Genomic DNA, 16,764 nt, shown 5'->3' with positions numbered 1-16,764 from the left:
GGGCATAAAAAAGACAGGTTAAATGGCACCTGTCTTTTTAGCCGGCATTTTCACGCACGCTCACCACTTTGGCTGATATATTCAAAAAATCAGAGAGCCTGTTCATATAGGCAAGCACTATCTCATTAATTTGTTCTTCCTTATGTAGGGTTGTAATTTTCCGTTCAATCCTCTTGGCGATGCTGGCGCATAGAACGAGCTCCTGGGCCGGAGCAGGAAAAGTGACAGAACCATTCATTTGTCTGACTTCCTTTTGATACGTGTCAATTAATGTTTCCAGCTTATCAATCATATCCTTTTTTACCTTGAATACAGCTGCTTCCCTAATATTAGATAAGTCACTTGCACAATCAAATATTTCATGCTGAATGGCAGTCAAATCGTTCCTTATATCTGAATGCTCGGTCTGTGTCAATAGAGAAACAGCACGACCTACAAAGCAATTGAGTTCGTCACAGCTCCCGTAAGCTTCCACGCGCACCGAATCCTTGGCTCTCTTACCGCCTTTTACTCGTGTCATCCCTTCATCTCCAGTACGGGTATACAGTCTCATATCGTCCCTCCTTTACTGGCAGTCTCATTTTTTTTCATCACATTAATCAATTTATCAAGGTCTAGATACTGCTCGATTGCTTCTGCAGCGGCTTCATATTGATCCTCTCTGATTTTGGTGTAAGAAACCTTTTCCTGAACAGGAATGCCTTTTTTGATACGAAGCTGGTTTAGCCACCAGGTACGCCAGTCATCGTTATGGAAGACATGATGAAGGTAAGTACCGATTATTTGACCGTCTTTGGCGTAAACACCGTCGTGATTTCCATTTGCTTCTACCATAAACGGTGGTTCGTTACCACGATCCACTAGGGTGCTTCCTAAATGGATTTCAAACCCGTCTAACGGAAAGGATTGCCCAGAAGCATGCGTGAACAAGCCTGGCTTTCTCCTCGTTGTTTTTGTGCTGATAAATGAAGTAACAAATGGCAAAAAAGATAAACCAGGCTCTTCTTTCCCTATTACTCCTGTTTCTGTCCCCTCTTTGTCTATCAGTTTCTCACCCATTATTTGGTAACCTCCACAGATACCAAATAAGATCCCGCCTTGTTCAACATGCCCTCTAATCAGATCTCCGACTCCAGTTTGAGTAATCGCATGAAGATCAGCAAACGTACTTTTTGTGCCTGGCAGAAGCACCACATCAGGATCTCCCCAATCTTCAGGCTTTCTTATGATTCGCAAAGAAAGATCCTTTTCTGCCAATAGGGGCTCAACGTCTGTATAGTTCGATAAGTAAGGAAAATGAACCACTCCTATATCTAACTGAGCACCAGGCTTATAGCCTCTTTTTTCTATTTCAGGCAAGGATAATGAATCCTCTTTTTCCATGGAAATTTCTAACTTAGGAAAGACATGAACAGCAGATCCCGTTTTCTCCTCAAGCCATTTTTTCCCTTCAATAAAAAGTTCAGGATCCCCTCTAAAACGATTAACAATAAGACACTCTACCCTTTGTTGGTGTTCAGGCGGAAGAAGTTCCATTGTTCCAACAAGACTTGCAAATACTCCGCCTCTCTCTATATCCCCAACAAGTATGGCTGGTACGTCAGCAAGCTCTGCTGCCTTTAAATTCGCAAGGTCTTTGTCCATTAAATTAACCTCAGCCGGGCTTCCCGCTCCTTCCATAATAATATATTCATATTCGTTTTTTAACTCATCTAAGGATTCTGCCATCGCCCCCTCAGCTACGGAAAAAAAATCTCTTCTATAAGACTTGGCAGAAGGATTCCCCATCGAGTTTCCCTGAATCAAAACTTCAGCCCAACGGTCACTTCTCGGCTTCAATAATACCGGGTTCATATGCACGGTTGGTTCCACTCGGCAGGCCTCAGCCTGCATCCCTTGTGACCTTCCAATTTCGTGGCCTGATAACGTAACATAAGAGTTATTGGACATGTTCTGAGCTTTGAAAGGAGCCACTTTATAGCCCCTGTTAGAGAGTGCTCGGCATAAGCCAGTTACGATAAAACTTTTACCAGCATCTGAGGTGGTTCCCCATACAATAATTCCTTTCATTGCATTTCTCCTTTTAAGCGCTAAGCCATATAACTATTCTCTGTAATAAGCATACAAGCAGGTATAATATTGAGCTCTCCTACAGCAAAAGACCACCATTCAAATGTCTACAAACTGTTTAATGTGCTTTTCCATGCTTGACATACTGATACAAAACGGCTTGCTATGGCAGGATTCGAACCAAAATGTATATGGGTATATCCTGCTGTAATATTTGAACGATGGTATCCCTCATTCTGCTCTTTTCGAAATGCTACCGCTCTATAAGCATGAGGATAATCACCCTTAGGATTTAAAGTAGAATAATGAAATTCGTGGCCCCTTGCTGTTTCCCCTGCTTTAAGAATCATCGTGTCTTGCGCTGCTGTAATATCCCGGTATCCAAGAGCAGCTCTTTTCTCTTGCATTTCTATGTCGGCCGGTATTAAACCCACCATAGAATGAACCTTCCTATCAGTAGTGGTGATTGTATCTGCTAAATACATATATCCACCGCATTCTGCAAAAATAGGAAGACCCTTTTCACCCAATTCTTTTATTTGTTCCTTGGTCTTTTTTTGCTCTGCCAGCTCTGCTGCAAATTCTTCAGGGAACCCTCCGCCGATATACAGACCGTCAATCTTCTCTGGTATACTCTCTCCTTGCAGAGGGCTAAATGGTACTATTTCTGCTCCTTCTTCCTCAAGAAGCTCAATATTTTCCGGATAATAAAAATTAAACGCAGCATCGACTGCCACGGCAATTCTCGTATTTTTGCTCTTACCTTTAGAAGAAAACAACAAATTAGAAGGATGAACATTCTCGCACTTACGAGCAAGCTCCATAAGCTTCTCAATATCGACCTGTGCCGATATCACTTGGCTTAATTCCTCGAAGAACCCATCAAGCTCTCCTCTCTCTATGGCGGGGATTAATCCCAGATGCCGTTCAGGAATTGACGGAACATCACCTTTTTTTAAGTAACCCAACACCGGAATCCCACACTCTTTTTCAATAGCAGTTTTACATAGCTTGTAATGGCCTTCACTGCCTGCCTGGTTCACTACAACCCCTGCAATATACACTTGCGGCTCAAGGTTCTGAAACCCTTTGACTATTGCAGCAGCGCTCCTGGCCATACTGCTTATATTTACCATCAGGATGACCGGCGCTTTTAACAGCATGCTGATTTCCGCTGTGCTGCCCGTGTTCTCGTCCGGTCTTTTTCCATCATAAAGTCCCATTACACCTTCGATGATTGAAATATCGGCCCCTTGGCTGCCTTTCACAAACACATCGAGCATTTTCTCCTTATCCAGCATCCAGCTGTCCAGGTTTCTGGAATTCCTGCCTGTGATAGCAGTATGATAGCTTGGATCAATATAATCAGGACCACACTTAAACCCTTGCACGTTATACCCTCTTTGCTTTAAAGCCCCCATTAATCCAATTGAGAATGTAGTTTTTCCTACACCGCTCCCTGTTCCTGCAATGACGAGTCTAGGCTGCATCTTTACACCTTCCTTTGTAATTCTTTCGCATGATGCTGTGAGATACCAATGGAAACTGTAACGTTTCCTGACTTTTTTTTCTCTAAATACAATTCATCCGTACCGGCTGACAGCAGTGCCGCTGGTTCGCTTACCCCGTAGGCCCCTGTATATTTATATACAGTCTCAGAAGGATTCTTCATTGGCTGTTTGTTCAATTGCTCTGGTGTATAATACGTAAACGACCAATTATTATCTTTACATACCTTTTGGAGGCCTTCCTCATCACTCTTTAAATCTATTGTGGAGATTCCATTAACAGAAAGAGAAGAAAGTTCAAGCTCCAGCAATGTTTCATCTATAACTTGCTGTATTTCTTCTGCACTTGTCCCACGGTTACAGCCCACACCCAGATGAATTGTCTTTGGCCGGTAAATAACACTTGCAGACAACAAGTCCTTATAACGGTCTGCATCCAGTACTCGGTGGGTGATAAGTAAAGCTGCATGAAAGGTTTCCCCCAGCGCCTCTTCACATGAATGGACAACCTTCATATGAGAAGGCAAGTTTCTTTTATGCTTCCACCAACCCGTTTCCCCTGATTCCTGAACGATTACAATAGGCTCTTCATTTACTACCGAAGCACTGACAGGGGTGACATGGGTAAAATCCTCTATTATCCACCCGTATTCACGGCCAAATATATCTACTGGTATTGTTTGCTGAACATCTGAGGCTGTTGTAATAACCGGCTGTGCTTGTAATTCTCTTGCCACCATTTTTGTCAGTTCATTTGCCCCACCGATGTGGCCCGATAAAACACTGATCACATACTCGCCTTTGTCATCAATAACTACTACAGCAGGGTCCACTTTTTTATCCTTTAGGTGCGGGGCGATCATTCGTACAACCGCCCCTAGCGAAATCACAAACACAATCCCATCGTACTCTTTAAAAAAATGCTCCATTTGCAGCCGGACAGAACCCTCAAATAAAGTAATTCCAAGCTCTTCTTCGTCCCCTTTGGCATGTTTCTTCATATAATAAACATCTGCATTTGCCATTCTTTTTTTCAGCTGTCTCACATGCTCAATTCCGTGCTTGGTGATGGCCACTAATGCTACCTTATCCATCAGCCTTCACTCCCTTACGATAGCCATGAGTAAATGTTTTGTCATATAACTTAGACTCAAACTTTCCTTCTCTGACTAACTTCCTGTCAGCAGCTCTGCTGACAATTACCATAGCCTGCTTTGTTATTCCTGCACTTCTCATGTTTTCATGAAGGCTGCCAAGTGTAGTCCTTACTATCTTTTCATCAGGCCAGGTTGCTTTGTAGACTACCACAACCGAATCTTCTTCCGTCCATCCTGCCTCAATAAATTCTCGGACGACTTTTTTAATAAGGGTGGCACTAAGAAATAAAGCAATACTGCATTGGTGTGATGCAAGATCGATAAGTTTTTCCTTGTCAGGCATAGGAGTCCGTCCTTCGGCTCTGGTCAAAATAACCGTTTGAGTAAGCTCCGGGACAGTCAGTTCTATGTTTGCGCTTGCTGCAGCTGCAAATACAGAGCTAACCCCCGGCACGATCACCGTATCGATTCCTTTTTCTGCAAGTCGGTTCATTTGTTCTACGATCGCCCCGTAAACGGTAGGATCCCCTGTGTGAACCCTGGCCACACTCTCTCCATTTCGCACAGCTTTGGCCATTACCTCAACCATTTCATCTAAGTCCATTCCGGCACTTTTTAATACTCGTGAACCCTCTTTTACCTCTTCAAAAAGCTTTTCGTTCACAAGGGAATCTGCATATAAGATGAGATCTGCAGAGTCAATGATTTGTTTTCCTTTTACTGTAATTAAGTCAGGATCTCCTGGCCCGGCGCCTATTATATATACTTTAGGATTCATCCTGCTACCACCTTCTCTTTTCTGACCATCATTAGTGTTAAATACTCCAATTCTGCCGTGCGCAGTTCGCGGATATCCTTCCATATATACTCTTCTGAGGAAGTGACCTTTGTAGCCACAAAGGCCTGGTCAATTAAATTCATTTCTTCAAGAATTTCAATCATCATAGGAAGAACCTTTGCCACTTTTATGAAGACCATCCCATCATGCTTCCGTAAAGCTTCTTTCATTTTTTCCCGGTTATCATTGGCTGGAATGACAGCCGTCCATTCATCTCCATCCGCAAGAGGAACCATTACTTGTGAAGCCATGGCATGAATAGAAGAAATACCAGGAATGGAGGTAATGGTTACTTGTGGGTACTCTGCCCTCATTGTGTTTAAGAGATGAATAAAAGTACTGTAGAGCATCGGATCTCCCTCTGTCACAAACGCTACCTTATGCCCTGCTTCTACTTCACTATAGATGGTATCAGTGATTTTTTTCCATTCCCTTTCTAAAATACTTTGATCCTTTGTCATTGGAAAAACGAGTCCCAGTTTCCTGGTCTCTTCCGGAAGAAATGGTTCAACAATTTGGTGAGCATAGCTTTTAGCCCCCTGGCGTTTTTTAGGGTAGGCAATGACGTCTGCTTCTTTCAATGCCCGGTAGGCTTTTATAGTTAACAGTTCCGGATCTCCAGGCCCCACTCCAACTCCAATAACGCTTCCTAATCCATTCATTCTTGTCCCTCCTTGTATTTGGCTGTAATGATGTAAATGGGATTCAGGCTTTCAAACCGGGTCATATGTAAAATAGGTTTACTGCGGGATATCTGAGCCAGCGTAATATCTGTGGTAAAACCATTTTTATTAAAAATAGAAGTTGCATTTCCAAGATTCTCGATAGTCACTGCATTCAAAACGATGGTTCCGCCTGCCTTTAAGCGTTGGCAGCACATACCTAGAAGAGCTTCCATGTCCCCACCTGATCCTCCAATAAAAATGGCATCGGGATCTGGCCATTCATCTATCCCTTCCGGAGCTTTTCCGTGTTGTAAGTGTATATCTGTCCTGAATTTCTTTGTGTTCTCCCGGGCGTTATTGAGATCAGCTTCGTTTTTCTCGATTCCATATACCATTCCATATTTTGCGATCCTGGCCGATTCTATCGCTACAGAAGCCGTACATGTCCCAATATCCCACACTATACTATGTTCATGAAGTTCCAAAGCAGTAATGCTTAGGATCCTCACTTCTTTTTTTGTGATCAGCCCTTTATCAGGCTTTCTTTGAGAAAACTCGTCATCAGGTATCCCTAAAGTCCAGGCTGGTGAAGAATGGGTTTGTTTTAACACAACCACGTTAAGGGGAGAGGCCTCATAAGAAGAGAGCTTTTCTAAGGAAAACCATTCAATTTTCTCTTCCATTCCTCCTAAATTTTCACCTACAAATGCCTTGTACTCGGTCATCTGATAATCCAGCAGATAGTCTGCAATTCTTGAAGGAGTATTCTCTTTATCAGTTAAAAGCAAAATTTTCTTTTTACCATTAATCTTTTGGGCAAGCCCTTTCATCGTACGCCCATGGACACTAATTACTTCGCAGTCCTGCCAGCTTTCTTTCATGCGGGCAAAAGCAAGCTGTATAGAACTTAAAAAGGGATAAATTTCAACATCTCTCAGTTTTTTTGCGAGGTACCCTCCAACTCCAAAAAACATAGGATCCCCCGAAGCAAGAACCACCGTTGATCCTTCCTTCTCTTTCAGTGTTTCTATGACAGCCTTAAGGCCGCCTTCTAAAACCAGTTTTTCCCCTTTGTGTTCCGGAAAGTTTGCAAGCTGTCTTTTTCCTCCCACAAGAATGTCGCAGGAAAGAACCCAGTCTTGATAAACAGGCAGCAGCCCTTCTCTCCCTTCGTCTCCTATTCCAATCACTTTTACAGTCATCCTATATCCTCTCTTTCCATAATTTTTCCTCAATACCAGTCTTCTTCAGCCTTGTTAAAGAAAAAATGGATAATAGGGCGTTGATAGAAGAAGCAATGAGTAAAGCAGGAACCATGCCGGCATAAAAGGCCGGGCTAATCAAAAACCAGAAGGGAAGAGGAGCGAGGATTGCGTTGCCAAGGATAAAAAAAACAACGCTGATCTTATGCCAGCCTTTTTTATAGAGGGAAGAAAATATATACACCAGCACCGCCATTTCGGCAGCTATTACTATATGAAAAGGTCCTAGAGGCAATCCGCCTAAAAAACTTGAAGCAAGATGGCCAAATAACCCTACTGCCGCCCCAATGCCAGGACCCATTATTCCCCCGGCAATCAAAGCTGCTGTACTATCCAGTGATACACTGGTGAGGATAAAAGGGACCTTGACTGCGGCTCCAAGGACTGATAACGCCACAAACATTGCGGTCAAAGTCCAAGTCACCGTACTTTTCTTTAACTCTGACTGTTTTATAACTTTATGGCTCACCCGCGTAAACTTCCCTTCCTAACAATTCGTTTTTCATCGTAATTAAAATGACTTCCACTTCCATATTCCCTCTCACGTGTTTAAACCCGGCTTTGGCAGCATCTTTGCACAAGTAAGAAAAAAACGTCGTCAATTCTTTTTCCTGCATCATCTTGGCCACCTCCGACGCCGTGTTGGCTTGTAAGACGGCATTTTTCAAATCTTCATCTGCCCCTGACTTTCCTGCCATTTCAGCAAGATAACCAAAATCCACTGGGGCGCTTTTGGAATGAACCATCATTATTCCTTGCGCGACCTTGGAAAACTTCCCGATCATACCGACTAATGTTGCTCTTTTCATCTTCTTGGCTTTACATTGTTTTAAAGAGAACCCGACAAAGTCACCCATTTCTATAAACGACTCTTCCGGTCTCTCTGAAAAAATTTCTAATGCGTATTTCTCGCTCCGTCCTCCTGTTGAAAGCACCACATGCTCGCATCCCCCTTCTTTCGCAACGCTCACAGCCTGGGCAATACTTGCCCGGAAAGCAGCAGTAGAAAATGGAACGACCGTTCCTCGTGTTCCCAGGATTGATATGCCTCCTATAATTCCAATACGGCTGTTCATCGTTTTCTCCGCAATCTTTTCACCCTCGGGAACGGAAATAATCACTTCAGCCCCTTTATAGGTAGTCTCTCCAAGCACCTCTTTGGTAATTTCAGTTAGCATTTTCATAGGTACCGGGTTTATTGCAGGTCTTCCCACTTCAACAGGCAAGCCCGTTTTTGTGACACGACCGACACCTATTCCTCCCTCAATAACAATTTCATCAGCCCATTTTACAGTGGAGACAATTTCAGCTTTGTGCGTTACATCCGGGTCATCTCCTGCATCTTTGATCACCACAGCCTGCGCCTCTGTAGGAGAAAACGAGACACTTTCCATGTGAAAAGTGACTCGTTCACCGATCGGCAGCGTAATTTCCACCTCTTTTACTTCAGTTTGTCCTGCTAAACTGAGCAACGCCGCCTTTGTGGCCGCTGTGGCATTAGCACCTGTAGTATATCCATGCCGCATATCTTTAGGATCTTTTTTAGGCTTTGTTGATTTCATTGTTATCCCTGCTGTTCAGCAATGAGCGATAAAGCATTCACTGCTGCAACTGTTACCGGGCTTCCTCCTTTTCTCCCTAAGTTTGTAATAAAGGGAATATCCAATTTGGCCAGCTCTTCCTTTGATTCTTTTGCAGACACAAAGCCCACTGGCATTCCTACAACCAACCCTGGCCTTGCCTCCCCATTTTTAACTAAACGAATAAGTTCAAGAAGGGCAGTCGGAGCGTTTCCGATCGCAAAAATCCCTCCATCTGCTTCTTTTATCGCTTTTCTCATAGAAATAATGGCTCTGGTTGTATTTAACTGTTTTGCTTCTTCGATAACATCAGGATCTGAAATATAGACATCAACTCCGCCGCCAAACTGCTCTAACCTTGGTTTGCTTATTCCAACCTGAACCATCTGCACATCAGCAACAACTTTTTTACCCTGACGGATAGCATGAACTCCTGACCTCACTGCATCCGGATGAAAACGAACGCTTCTTCCCAGCTCAAAGTCAGCTGAAGCGTGTATAATCCGCTGGACAACAGGGTACTGCTCTTCCGTAAAAGAATGCTCTCCTATCTCCTCGGTAATCATTTCAAAGCTTTTTCCTTCTATTTCTTTAGGCTGAACCGTTAACGGTTTAAAATCTGTGGAGAAGTCCATTTTTCTGTTCCCCTTTCATAGGAAGATTCAATTTTATTTAACATTTCTTCAGTGGTGCTCCCTTTGTCGCCATAGTTAATATCAGGTCTTTCTATTAAAATAACTTCAATTCCAAGTTCAAGGGCGGAGGTCACTTTTTCATCGAATGAACCCCTTTTTCCGCTTTCTTTCGTTATCATTGTTGTAATGCCAAACTGCTCATAAAGTGCTTTATTTAAGTCTTGAGTGAAAGGACCCTGCAAAGCGATAATATTCTTTTGTTCCACCCCAAGCTCCTTGCATTTTTCCATGTTTTCTATTCTTGGCAGCATTCTGCACACAAGTCTTACTCCGTCCAAACCTATCAACCGTTTGGCGAATATATCCAGGGTCTTGCTGCCCGTCGTCAGCATGATATTGCCTCCACGCTTTGCTGCAAATTCTGCAGCTTCTTGGTAACTTTCAACTTTAACTACTAAATTATCGTAAGTATTGATAGAAGCACGCTCATATCGTATGTAATGAAGCCCGCTGTTTTTTGCAGCTTCTATCGCATTCTTGGAAGCTTCTTCAGCAAAAGGGTGAGAGGCATCGACAATTAAAGAAATTTCTTCTTCATGAAAAACTTTTTCCATATTTTCAACGTCTAGTCTTCCTGTACGTACTTGAATATCTTCTTTTTCCAATTCCTTTGCTGCTTCTTCTGTAACCACTGAGGCAAGAACCTTATAACCTTCCTTTTTCACTTTCACTGCCAGTTCTCTGGCATCACTTGTTCCGGCTAATAAAAATATCATGAGCTGGCCTCCTTTGTTTAGTGGGAGTGTTCATGATCGTGATCATGGTGATGACTGTGGTCGTGATCATGGCGGATATCCATATGCTCTAAAGCGAATAAACGATATTGACACATGTCACAGTTTAATTTCGCGTTACCACCAACAGCTTCTTCAGCCCGGTCGAGCAATACCTTCTCCAACCGCTTGTGGAGGCCAATTGGGTCTGTCATATAAAATTCCTGCTCTGTATATTTTTCTTTAAAGGTTTTCAGTTTGGCATCCATTCGGTCCATTAAGATACCAGCAAAGAAAAAGTAAGGAACCATCAAAATATTACTTGCGCCCAGACGAATGCATCTCTCCACGCCTTCCTCTACTGTAGGGGTTGTCACTCCAATAAAGGATACTTCTACCGCTGCCATTTCCAGCTTTTCTGAGAGAATTCTAGAAAGCTTGAACAGTTCACTATTTGCATCTACATCACTGCTTCCTCTCCCAACCAATAAGATAGAGGTATCTTTGTGATATAAGATTTCTTTTTCCACTCCAGCGTGAAGCTTTTCTTTTAACAGCTGAAACATTTCTTCGTGAATCCCAATCGGACGCCCGTAATGAAACCGTACTAAAGGATAAAGCTTTCTTGCTTTATCAATCGCTTGGGGAATATGAATCTTAGAATGGCCCGCTGGAAAAAACATAATAGGTACTAGCGCAACCTCAGTCGCCCCTCTTTTCACACATGTCTCAATGCCCAAAGCAAGCTCCGGAGAAGCAAATTCCAAAAAACAAGTCTCCACAATCGGAGCAGGCACCTTATCTTTAAGGTTATCTACAAACTGGATGATCCCTTCATTGCCCTCTTTCTTCTTGCTTCCGTGTCCGATAAACAGCACAGCTTTCATAATTTCTCCCTCCTTATTCACATGGATTATCTACGATAACCGGCACTGGCATCTCTTGATACTTAAACCCTTGGATCTCCTGCACTCTCTTAAAAAACTTATGGAACCTTTCATTAGGCAGTCCTTTTTCCTTGTACTCATCTACAACAGCTGTAATGAGGGGAATTAACTTGTCCACTTCCATCCCCTCAGCCACTGGCTGTGCTACATGCGCATTTCTGCCCGTTGTTTTTGCACCCAAAAACACATCAAAAGCTCCTCTTCTATAAATAATGCCAATATCATCAGTAATTGCACCGTAGCAGGCCATGCCGCACCCATTAAAGCCTATGTTCATAACTTTGGGAACAACCATACCGCCAAGAGCTGATTGAAGTTCTTCAGCATATGGGATTGAATCACGCTTCTCACCGTCACAAAAATCACAGGCCTTTACGTGAATCACATTACCTACCGGAGAAACGAGCCAGCCCGCTTCTTTAAGCTCTTTCACAATTTCCTGTGCACGATCTGTTTCAAGGGATACTTTGAAGTAATGGCTGGGGGTATACTCTACCTCACCGTCTTCCCCGATTACTTCTGTCAGCTGAAGAAGCTGTTTTGAGCTTATTTTCTTGTTTGCTGTTCCCGGAGAAACCGCAAATTCAAAAATCTCTGTTTGCTTAAATGAGATAGAATCTTCTGATACTTGTTTGTTTTCTGAATAAGTGGTGCCCAACTTGCTTAACGCTTCTTCTGCAAGACCTTTAACATTTATACTTTCGGCAGCTTTTACCGTCTCTTCTTTTCCCCCATGCATCGCCCATGGCTCTGCCTCACTTCTTAGTCTCTGGGCAGGTTTTAACTTTTGTTTCTCCTCGCCCAGTGTATATTTACGCTGGTAGCCTCTTGGGGTAATCATTTTGCCGTCATAATAAAATGTAGAATTATTTCCGATTACTACTGTTGTAAGCATGCCAATCTCATGGTCAAGCATGTGCTCCAAATCAGTCATCACTATGTTTTGCCGCTCTCTATATGCGCTTTTTACAAGGCCGACAGGCGTTTCTTTATCTCTATACTTCATTAAAATCCTTTGCGTCTCTTCTATTTGTCTTGTTCTCTTGCCGCTTTTTGGGTTATAAAGTGCAATGACAAAATCAGCCTGGGCGGCCGCTTCTACTCGTTTTACTATTAAATCCCAAGGGGTTAAGTGGTCACTCAAGCTGATCGTACAGGCATCATGCATTACCGGCGCCCCTAAAAGCGAGGCACAAGAATTGATTGCAGATACCCCAGGAATGATTTCTACTTCTACGCCTTCGTCCTCTTTCCATCCCTTTTCAATTAACACTTCATAAACTAATCCCGCCATGCCGTATAGACCAGCATCTCCGCTGGAAATGACAGCCACTGTTTTTCCTTGCTCAGCCTGCTTGACTGCTTCCTGTGCTCTGCTTACTTCTTCAGTCATTCCCGTCCTTACTATGTCCTGATCGGTAAGCAATGGTTTAATTAAATCTATATATGTTTTATAGCCAATAATAGAATCTGACTCAAGAATTGCTTCTTTTGCACGATATGTCATTTGTTCTTCACTTCCTGGGCCGAAACCTACGACAAGAAGTTTTCCTTTTTCATTTGTCACACTATCACTCCTTATATAGAATAAAGACGAACGCACTGCAAAAGGCTCTATTCCATTTGGTCTCTTTCAGACTGCTTATAAAAGCTGCACGCATCCCCCAGCCAGGATATATCGTACAAGCACTCCTTGAACAGAGAATTTACTAAAAGATTTACCTCTCACCTACGCATACACAACTAAACAGCAAAAAAGCGCCCCTAACCTGCATGTGGAGGTTAGAGGCGCTCTTCCGGCATAATATAAACGGCTTTTTAACAGCCCATAATTAATCGGAAACCTGCTCTAACACCCCCCCATGCCCCGTAGGTTACTGGTGTTGTTGAAAAAGGCAGGTCTCCTGGCTCTTGGTTTCCATCTGTTTTTTCCTTCCCATCGATTTGTACCGACAGTGGCAGCAAAACAGACAACCCAATTACAGTGGCGGGACCGCGCCGGCTTCACACCGGTCTTCCCTTTTAAGAAAACTGTTAGAACAGCTTTCACCTTTTCCCTAATATTCTTCTCCTTTAAAGCTATCTGATCCTCCACTCTCTGTCAATCTCTTTTTGGCTTTCAATTTGCAAAGGAATTTATCCTCTTCCATTCTATTTTTGTTTATGTGATTAAAAAAGAAAAATTCAGGAATAGAGTAGGAGAACGAATTAATAAGAGAAAGGGAGGTCACTAATTTGGCACATCAACAAGAAACCGGTATATCATCAGAAACACCTTTAAAAACAAATGGAAAGTCAATTACAGCCCTGGTCCTTGGTGTAGTGGGACTCGTATCTTCTATTCTGATTCCGTTAGCCGGCTTTGCTCTAGGGTTGGTTGGCCTTATTCTTGGAATTTTATCAATAAGGGAGATTAAAAGAAGAGGAGAGTCCGGAAAGGGACTCGCAATTGGCGGTATTGCCTGCAGTGTAGCAGCTCTCGCTCTTACAGTGATACTCATGGCGCTCGCCGCAGCTATGCTAACGCTATAGTCCTCCTTGCTGATACGGTAATTAGTAGTATTTGTGATATAAACGTTTAAATTGCTCAAGGATGGGAATTAGAGGATCATAATTACTTTAAGGAGGAATATAAGATGGCAGATCCAAAGAAACAAGCTGAAGAAAAACTTGACAATATGTCCGAAAGCAAAAAGGAAGACATTTTAGAAAGCTTTAGTGAGTTCCAGCAATACCTTAAAGGAAAAGTAGAAAAAGGTGAATCTCTAGGCCTCAGTGAAGAGCAAATGGCAAAAGGCGCTGAGCGTGTAGCAGAATACCTCAAAAACCATGAATCACCTAAAAATACAGAAGAAAAGCTATTACAAGAGATGTGGCAGGTAGCTGAGGATGACGAAAAGCATAAAATGGCTCACGTCCTGGTAAAACTAGCGAAGAAAGCTGGTTAATGGCAAAGCCACAGCTATAAAAAACAAGCAGCTCTCTGGAGGTACCAGAATGCTGCTTGTTTTTACATATATTATTTCTTTATCTACAGGTAATTTTCAATTCTTTTTTTCAAATTTTTTGCACTTCCCAAGGGGCTTGGTGCAGAAGCAATCGCTGAAATTATTGATATGCCGTCGCTTCCTGATTTCATCACTTCGTCGATATTATCTTCATAAATACCACCAATTCCAACAATTGGTGTCTTGATTCCCATTTTACGAAACAGAGTGATCACTTGAGGACCCGCTTCTTCAGCAGCATCGTCTTTAGAACCTGTCGCATATATAGGTCCTAAACCAAGGTAGTCAGCCCCGTCCTCTGCGGCTTCCAGGCCTTCGTCAATCGTATATGCAGAAACCCCCAGAATTTTATCACCCATCATTTTTCTTGCTTCTTTTGCTCCAATATCTTCTTGTCCAACATGAAGACCGTCTGCATTAAGTTGGACCGCTAAATCAATATCATCATTAACTATAAAAGGAATTCCATTTTGCCGGCAGATCTCTTGCAATTTACGTGCCAGCTCTACCTTTTCAGCACCTGCTTTTGAACCTTCTCCTTTTTCACGGTATTGAAAAAGAGTGATCCCGCCTTCGATTGCTTCCTTTACTACTTGTTCAGGAAGCTGAGTAGTATTTTGACTGCCAAATATAAAATATAATTTTAAGTACTTTATCATCTCAGCTCTTGTTATACGTCCCAAAGTTTTCCCACTTCCTTTTTGGTGCCAGGCACCTTGCAGGATATGTAACAAAAAAACGTGAATGACGCTGTTGCTTAAAGAAAATCACAATTTTCTTGTTACAGCCCGCAGTGCCAGGCACCTTTTGTGAATGTGAATTCTCCTCATACTGATAATTGTTATTTCAATAGATCGGTTAACTTAAAGAGATTGAAGCTAAGGAATCGACTTCCTTTGAAGTTATCTTATAAAGCTGATCTAAAAAAGCAACCTGAAAGCTGCCTGGACCCTCACTTTCCTGAGCAGCCTTTTCTCCTGCTATCCCATATGCAGAAAGAGCCGCCGCTCCCGCAGTTAAAACGTCCTTTTCAACTGCTGCAAACGAACCAATCACTGAACTTAATAAACATCCGGCACCCGTGATTTTCGTAAACATGGCTGTCCCGTTATTTACAATATAAGTTTTTTCCCCATCTGTAATAACATCCTCTTTTCCTGTCACACAAACCACGGTATCGAGCTTTCGCGCAGCCTCTTTGGCTAGTTCAAGTATGTCTCCTTCTCCTTCTTCCGCATCTACTCCTTTTATTTTCCAATCAAGTCCAACCACATTTGCAACCTCTGCTGCATTTCCTCTTAGAAGGGAGAGATTCAGTTCTTTTACAATCCTTTTAGATGCTTCTGTTCGATACGGTGTGGCTCCCGCTCCAACTGGATCAAGTATAATTGGCACCCCCTGCTGGTTTGCTGTGTTACCCGCAAGTATCATAGCCTCGACTTCCTCAGCAGATAATGTACCAATATTTAAAACAAGAGCCCCGGCAATCCTGGCCATATCAGCAACTTCCTCCTTGGCATACGCCATTACTGGAGAAGCTCCTAATGCGAGAAGTCCATTGGCTGTAAAGTTCGTGACTACTACGTTTGTAATGTTGTGAATGAGCGGCTTTTCCTCTCTCATTTTGGAAAGAAACCTTCCCCAACCTGATGGTTCCATATGATCCCTCCTCACGTGAATTCTTGTATTTATTCCCCTACTCTTCTTTCTTTATGCTCAATATTCCCTAATCTTTTCTTTAATCTTTTCGCCCAGGTGACGGCCAGGTTCATCGACCATACAAAGCACACGATCTCCTGAAGCTAACTGCTGAACAGGGACAGAGTTCCCTTCTCCATCGGCAAGCTGCACACTATCAGCATCTTGCAGTGTGGCCGAAATGATCTTGTTCTGCACCATGCATTCCACTCGAAGTAAATCCCTTTGTTCTGCCTTAACTCTACCAAGCGGCACGAATCTCTGCTCTCCTGATAAGGAAAAGACCGGTGTCTGCTCCCCTCCTCTTAGCTCAGATAAATATTTTGTTTTCTCTCCCTCATAAATGTACTGATGGACCGCGCCGCAATTTACACGGAACGCACGGGAGGGGTAAGTTTCTGTTTTTCGGTTTTCCGAAAGCACTAATATGTACCCGTCTCCAGTGTTCCCAACCAGCATTCCTTCTTCAGGAGACAGCTCGTCTGCACAATCTACACATACTCTAGTTCCCTTTCCTACAGCTTTGATACTTATCACTTCGCCATCTATATACTCTAGCTTATTTATTTTGCTATTCAATTCGTTCCCTCCTCATTTTTGCTTTAAATAAAATAGTATAAGGTTACACAAAAGAGAGCAAGAATAGTCATGGGTATGGTAGGTCTATTCACTCACTTTTCAAG

The 16,764-nt window shown here is 42.8% G+C and carries 18 protein-coding genes and 1 riboswitch; of the genes, 2 read left to right on the top strand and 16 right to left on the bottom strand.

Annotated elements, in window-relative coordinates; translation table 11 throughout:
• Positions 1 to 37: 37 nt before the first annotated feature.
• From CEF17_RS01090 to cobJ, 13 genes are all read right to left on the bottom strand, one after another.
• Positions 38 to 553, bottom strand: a complete 516-nt coding sequence (locus CEF17_RS01090; RefSeq protein ID WP_100397930.1) for a cob(I)yrinic acid a,c-diamide adenosyltransferase — start codon at positions 551 to 553, stop codon at positions 38 to 40.
• Positions 550 to 2,070: a cobyric acid synthase gene (locus CEF17_RS01085; protein WP_100397929.1), complete on the bottom strand. Its 1,521-nt coding sequence runs from the start codon at positions 2,068 to 2,070 to the stop codon at positions 550 to 552. The genes CEF17_RS01090 and CEF17_RS01085 overlap by 4 nt, the downstream gene beginning before the upstream one ends.
• Before the next feature lie 107 nt (positions 2,071 to 2,177).
• Positions 2,178 to 3,560, bottom strand: a complete 1,383-nt coding sequence (locus tag CEF17_RS01080) for a cobyrinate a,c-diamide synthase (protein WP_100397928.1) — start codon at positions 3,558 to 3,560, stop codon at positions 2,178 to 2,180.
• A gap of 2 nt (positions 3,561 to 3,562) precedes the next feature.
• The gene (locus CEF17_RS01075) at positions 3,563 to 4,672 is read right to left on the bottom strand and encodes a cobalt-precorrin 5A hydrolase (RefSeq protein ID WP_100397927.1); all 1,110 of its coding nucleotides are present in this window, start codon (positions 4,670 to 4,672) and stop codon (positions 3,563 to 3,565) included.
• Positions 4,665 to 5,453, bottom strand: a complete 789-nt coding sequence (gene cobM, locus CEF17_RS01070; protein ID WP_100397926.1) for a precorrin-4 C(11)-methyltransferase — start codon at positions 5,451 to 5,453, stop codon at positions 4,665 to 4,667. The genes CEF17_RS01075 and cobM overlap by 8 nt, the downstream gene beginning before the upstream one ends.
• On the bottom strand, positions 5,450 to 6,175 hold the full coding sequence (cobI, locus tag CEF17_RS01065) for a precorrin-2 C(20)-methyltransferase (protein WP_100397925.1): 726 nt from the start codon (positions 6,173 to 6,175) through the stop codon (positions 5,450 to 5,452). Before cobI ends, cobM begins: the two co-directional genes overlap by 4 nt.
• A complete protein-coding gene (cbiE, locus tag CEF17_RS01060) occupies positions 6,172 to 7,380 on the bottom strand; it encodes a precorrin-6y C5,15-methyltransferase (decarboxylating) subunit CbiE (protein WP_100397924.1) in 1,209 nt (402 codons plus the stop codon). Before cbiE ends, cobI begins: the two co-directional genes overlap by 4 nt.
• 1 nt (position 7,381) lies before the next feature.
• On the bottom strand, positions 7,382 to 7,864 hold the full coding sequence (locus CEF17_RS01055) for an ECF transporter S component (protein ID WP_232725380.1): 483 nt from the start codon (positions 7,862 to 7,864) through the stop codon (positions 7,382 to 7,384).
• Between the two features lie 34 nt (positions 7,865 to 7,898).
• A complete protein-coding gene (locus tag CEF17_RS01050; protein ID WP_100397923.1) occupies positions 7,899 to 9,002 on the bottom strand; it encodes a cobalt-precorrin-5B (C(1))-methyltransferase in 1,104 nt (367 codons plus the stop codon).
• A gap of 2 nt (positions 9,003 to 9,004) precedes the next feature.
• Positions 9,005 to 9,655 (bottom strand): precorrin-8X methylmutase, encoded by a 651-nt coding sequence (locus tag CEF17_RS01045; protein ID WP_100397922.1) that lies wholly within the window; start codon positions 9,653 to 9,655, stop codon positions 9,005 to 9,007.
• Entirely contained in the window at positions 9,625 to 10,431 is an 807-nt protein-coding gene (gene cobK, locus CEF17_RS01040; protein WP_100397921.1) for a precorrin-6A reductase, read from the bottom strand. Before cobK ends, CEF17_RS01045 begins: the two co-directional genes overlap by 31 nt.
• Before the next feature lie 17 nt (positions 10,432 to 10,448).
• Positions 10,449 to 11,315: a sirohydrochlorin chelatase gene (locus CEF17_RS01035; protein WP_100397920.1), complete on the bottom strand. Its 867-nt coding sequence runs from the start codon at positions 11,313 to 11,315 to the stop codon at positions 10,449 to 10,451.
• A gap of 13 nt (positions 11,316 to 11,328) precedes the next feature.
• Positions 11,329 to 12,942: a precorrin-3B C(17)-methyltransferase gene (gene cobJ / locus CEF17_RS01030; RefSeq protein WP_269799432.1), complete on the bottom strand. Its 1,614-nt coding sequence runs from the start codon at positions 12,940 to 12,942 to the stop codon at positions 11,329 to 11,331.
• Positions 12,943 to 13,252: 310 nt separating this feature from the next.
• Positions 13,253 to 13,444: riboswitch (cobalamin riboswitch) on the bottom strand.
• Positions 13,445 to 13,610: 166 nt separating this feature from the next.
• Here cobJ and CEF17_RS01025 point away from each other — a divergent pair.
• Positions 13,611 to 13,907, top strand: a complete 297-nt coding sequence (locus CEF17_RS01025) for a DUF4190 domain-containing protein (protein WP_232725379.1) — start codon at positions 13,611 to 13,613, stop codon at positions 13,905 to 13,907.
• 104 nt (positions 13,908 to 14,011) lie between these two features.
• Positions 14,012 to 14,323 carry a DUF3243 family protein gene (locus CEF17_RS01020; protein ID WP_100397918.1) on the top strand — a complete coding sequence of 104 codons (312 nt, stop codon included), beginning with the start codon at positions 14,012 to 14,014 and terminating at the stop codon, positions 14,321 to 14,323.
• A gap of 83 nt (positions 14,324 to 14,406) precedes the next feature.
• Here the strand turns inward: CEF17_RS01020 and thiE are convergent, their stop codons facing one another.
• The 3 genes from thiE to CEF17_RS01005 form a co-directional block, all read right to left on the bottom strand.
• Positions 14,407 to 15,066, bottom strand: a complete 660-nt coding sequence (gene thiE, locus CEF17_RS01015; protein WP_100397917.1) for a thiamine phosphate synthase — start codon at positions 15,064 to 15,066, stop codon at positions 14,407 to 14,409.
• A 175-nt stretch (positions 15,067 to 15,241) separates the two neighbouring features.
• Positions 15,242 to 16,042 carry a hydroxyethylthiazole kinase gene (gene thiM / locus CEF17_RS01010; protein ID WP_100397916.1) on the bottom strand — a complete coding sequence of 267 codons (801 nt, stop codon included), beginning with the start codon at positions 16,040 to 16,042 and terminating at the stop codon, positions 15,242 to 15,244.
• A gap of 57 nt (positions 16,043 to 16,099) precedes the next feature.
• The gene (locus tag CEF17_RS01005) at positions 16,100 to 16,660 is read right to left on the bottom strand and encodes a 3-dehydroquinate synthase II (RefSeq protein WP_232725378.1); all 561 of its coding nucleotides are present in this window, start codon (positions 16,658 to 16,660) and stop codon (positions 16,100 to 16,102) included.
• Positions 16,661 to 16,764 lie beyond the last annotated feature (104 nt).

This window comes from Bacillus sp. FJAT-44742 (assembly GCF_002797315.1).
Classification (GTDB): domain Bacteria; phylum Bacillota; class Bacilli; order Bacillales; family Marinococcaceae; genus Thalassorhabdus; species Thalassorhabdus alkalitolerans.
This window is presented reverse-complemented; position numbering and strand designations above follow the sequence as displayed.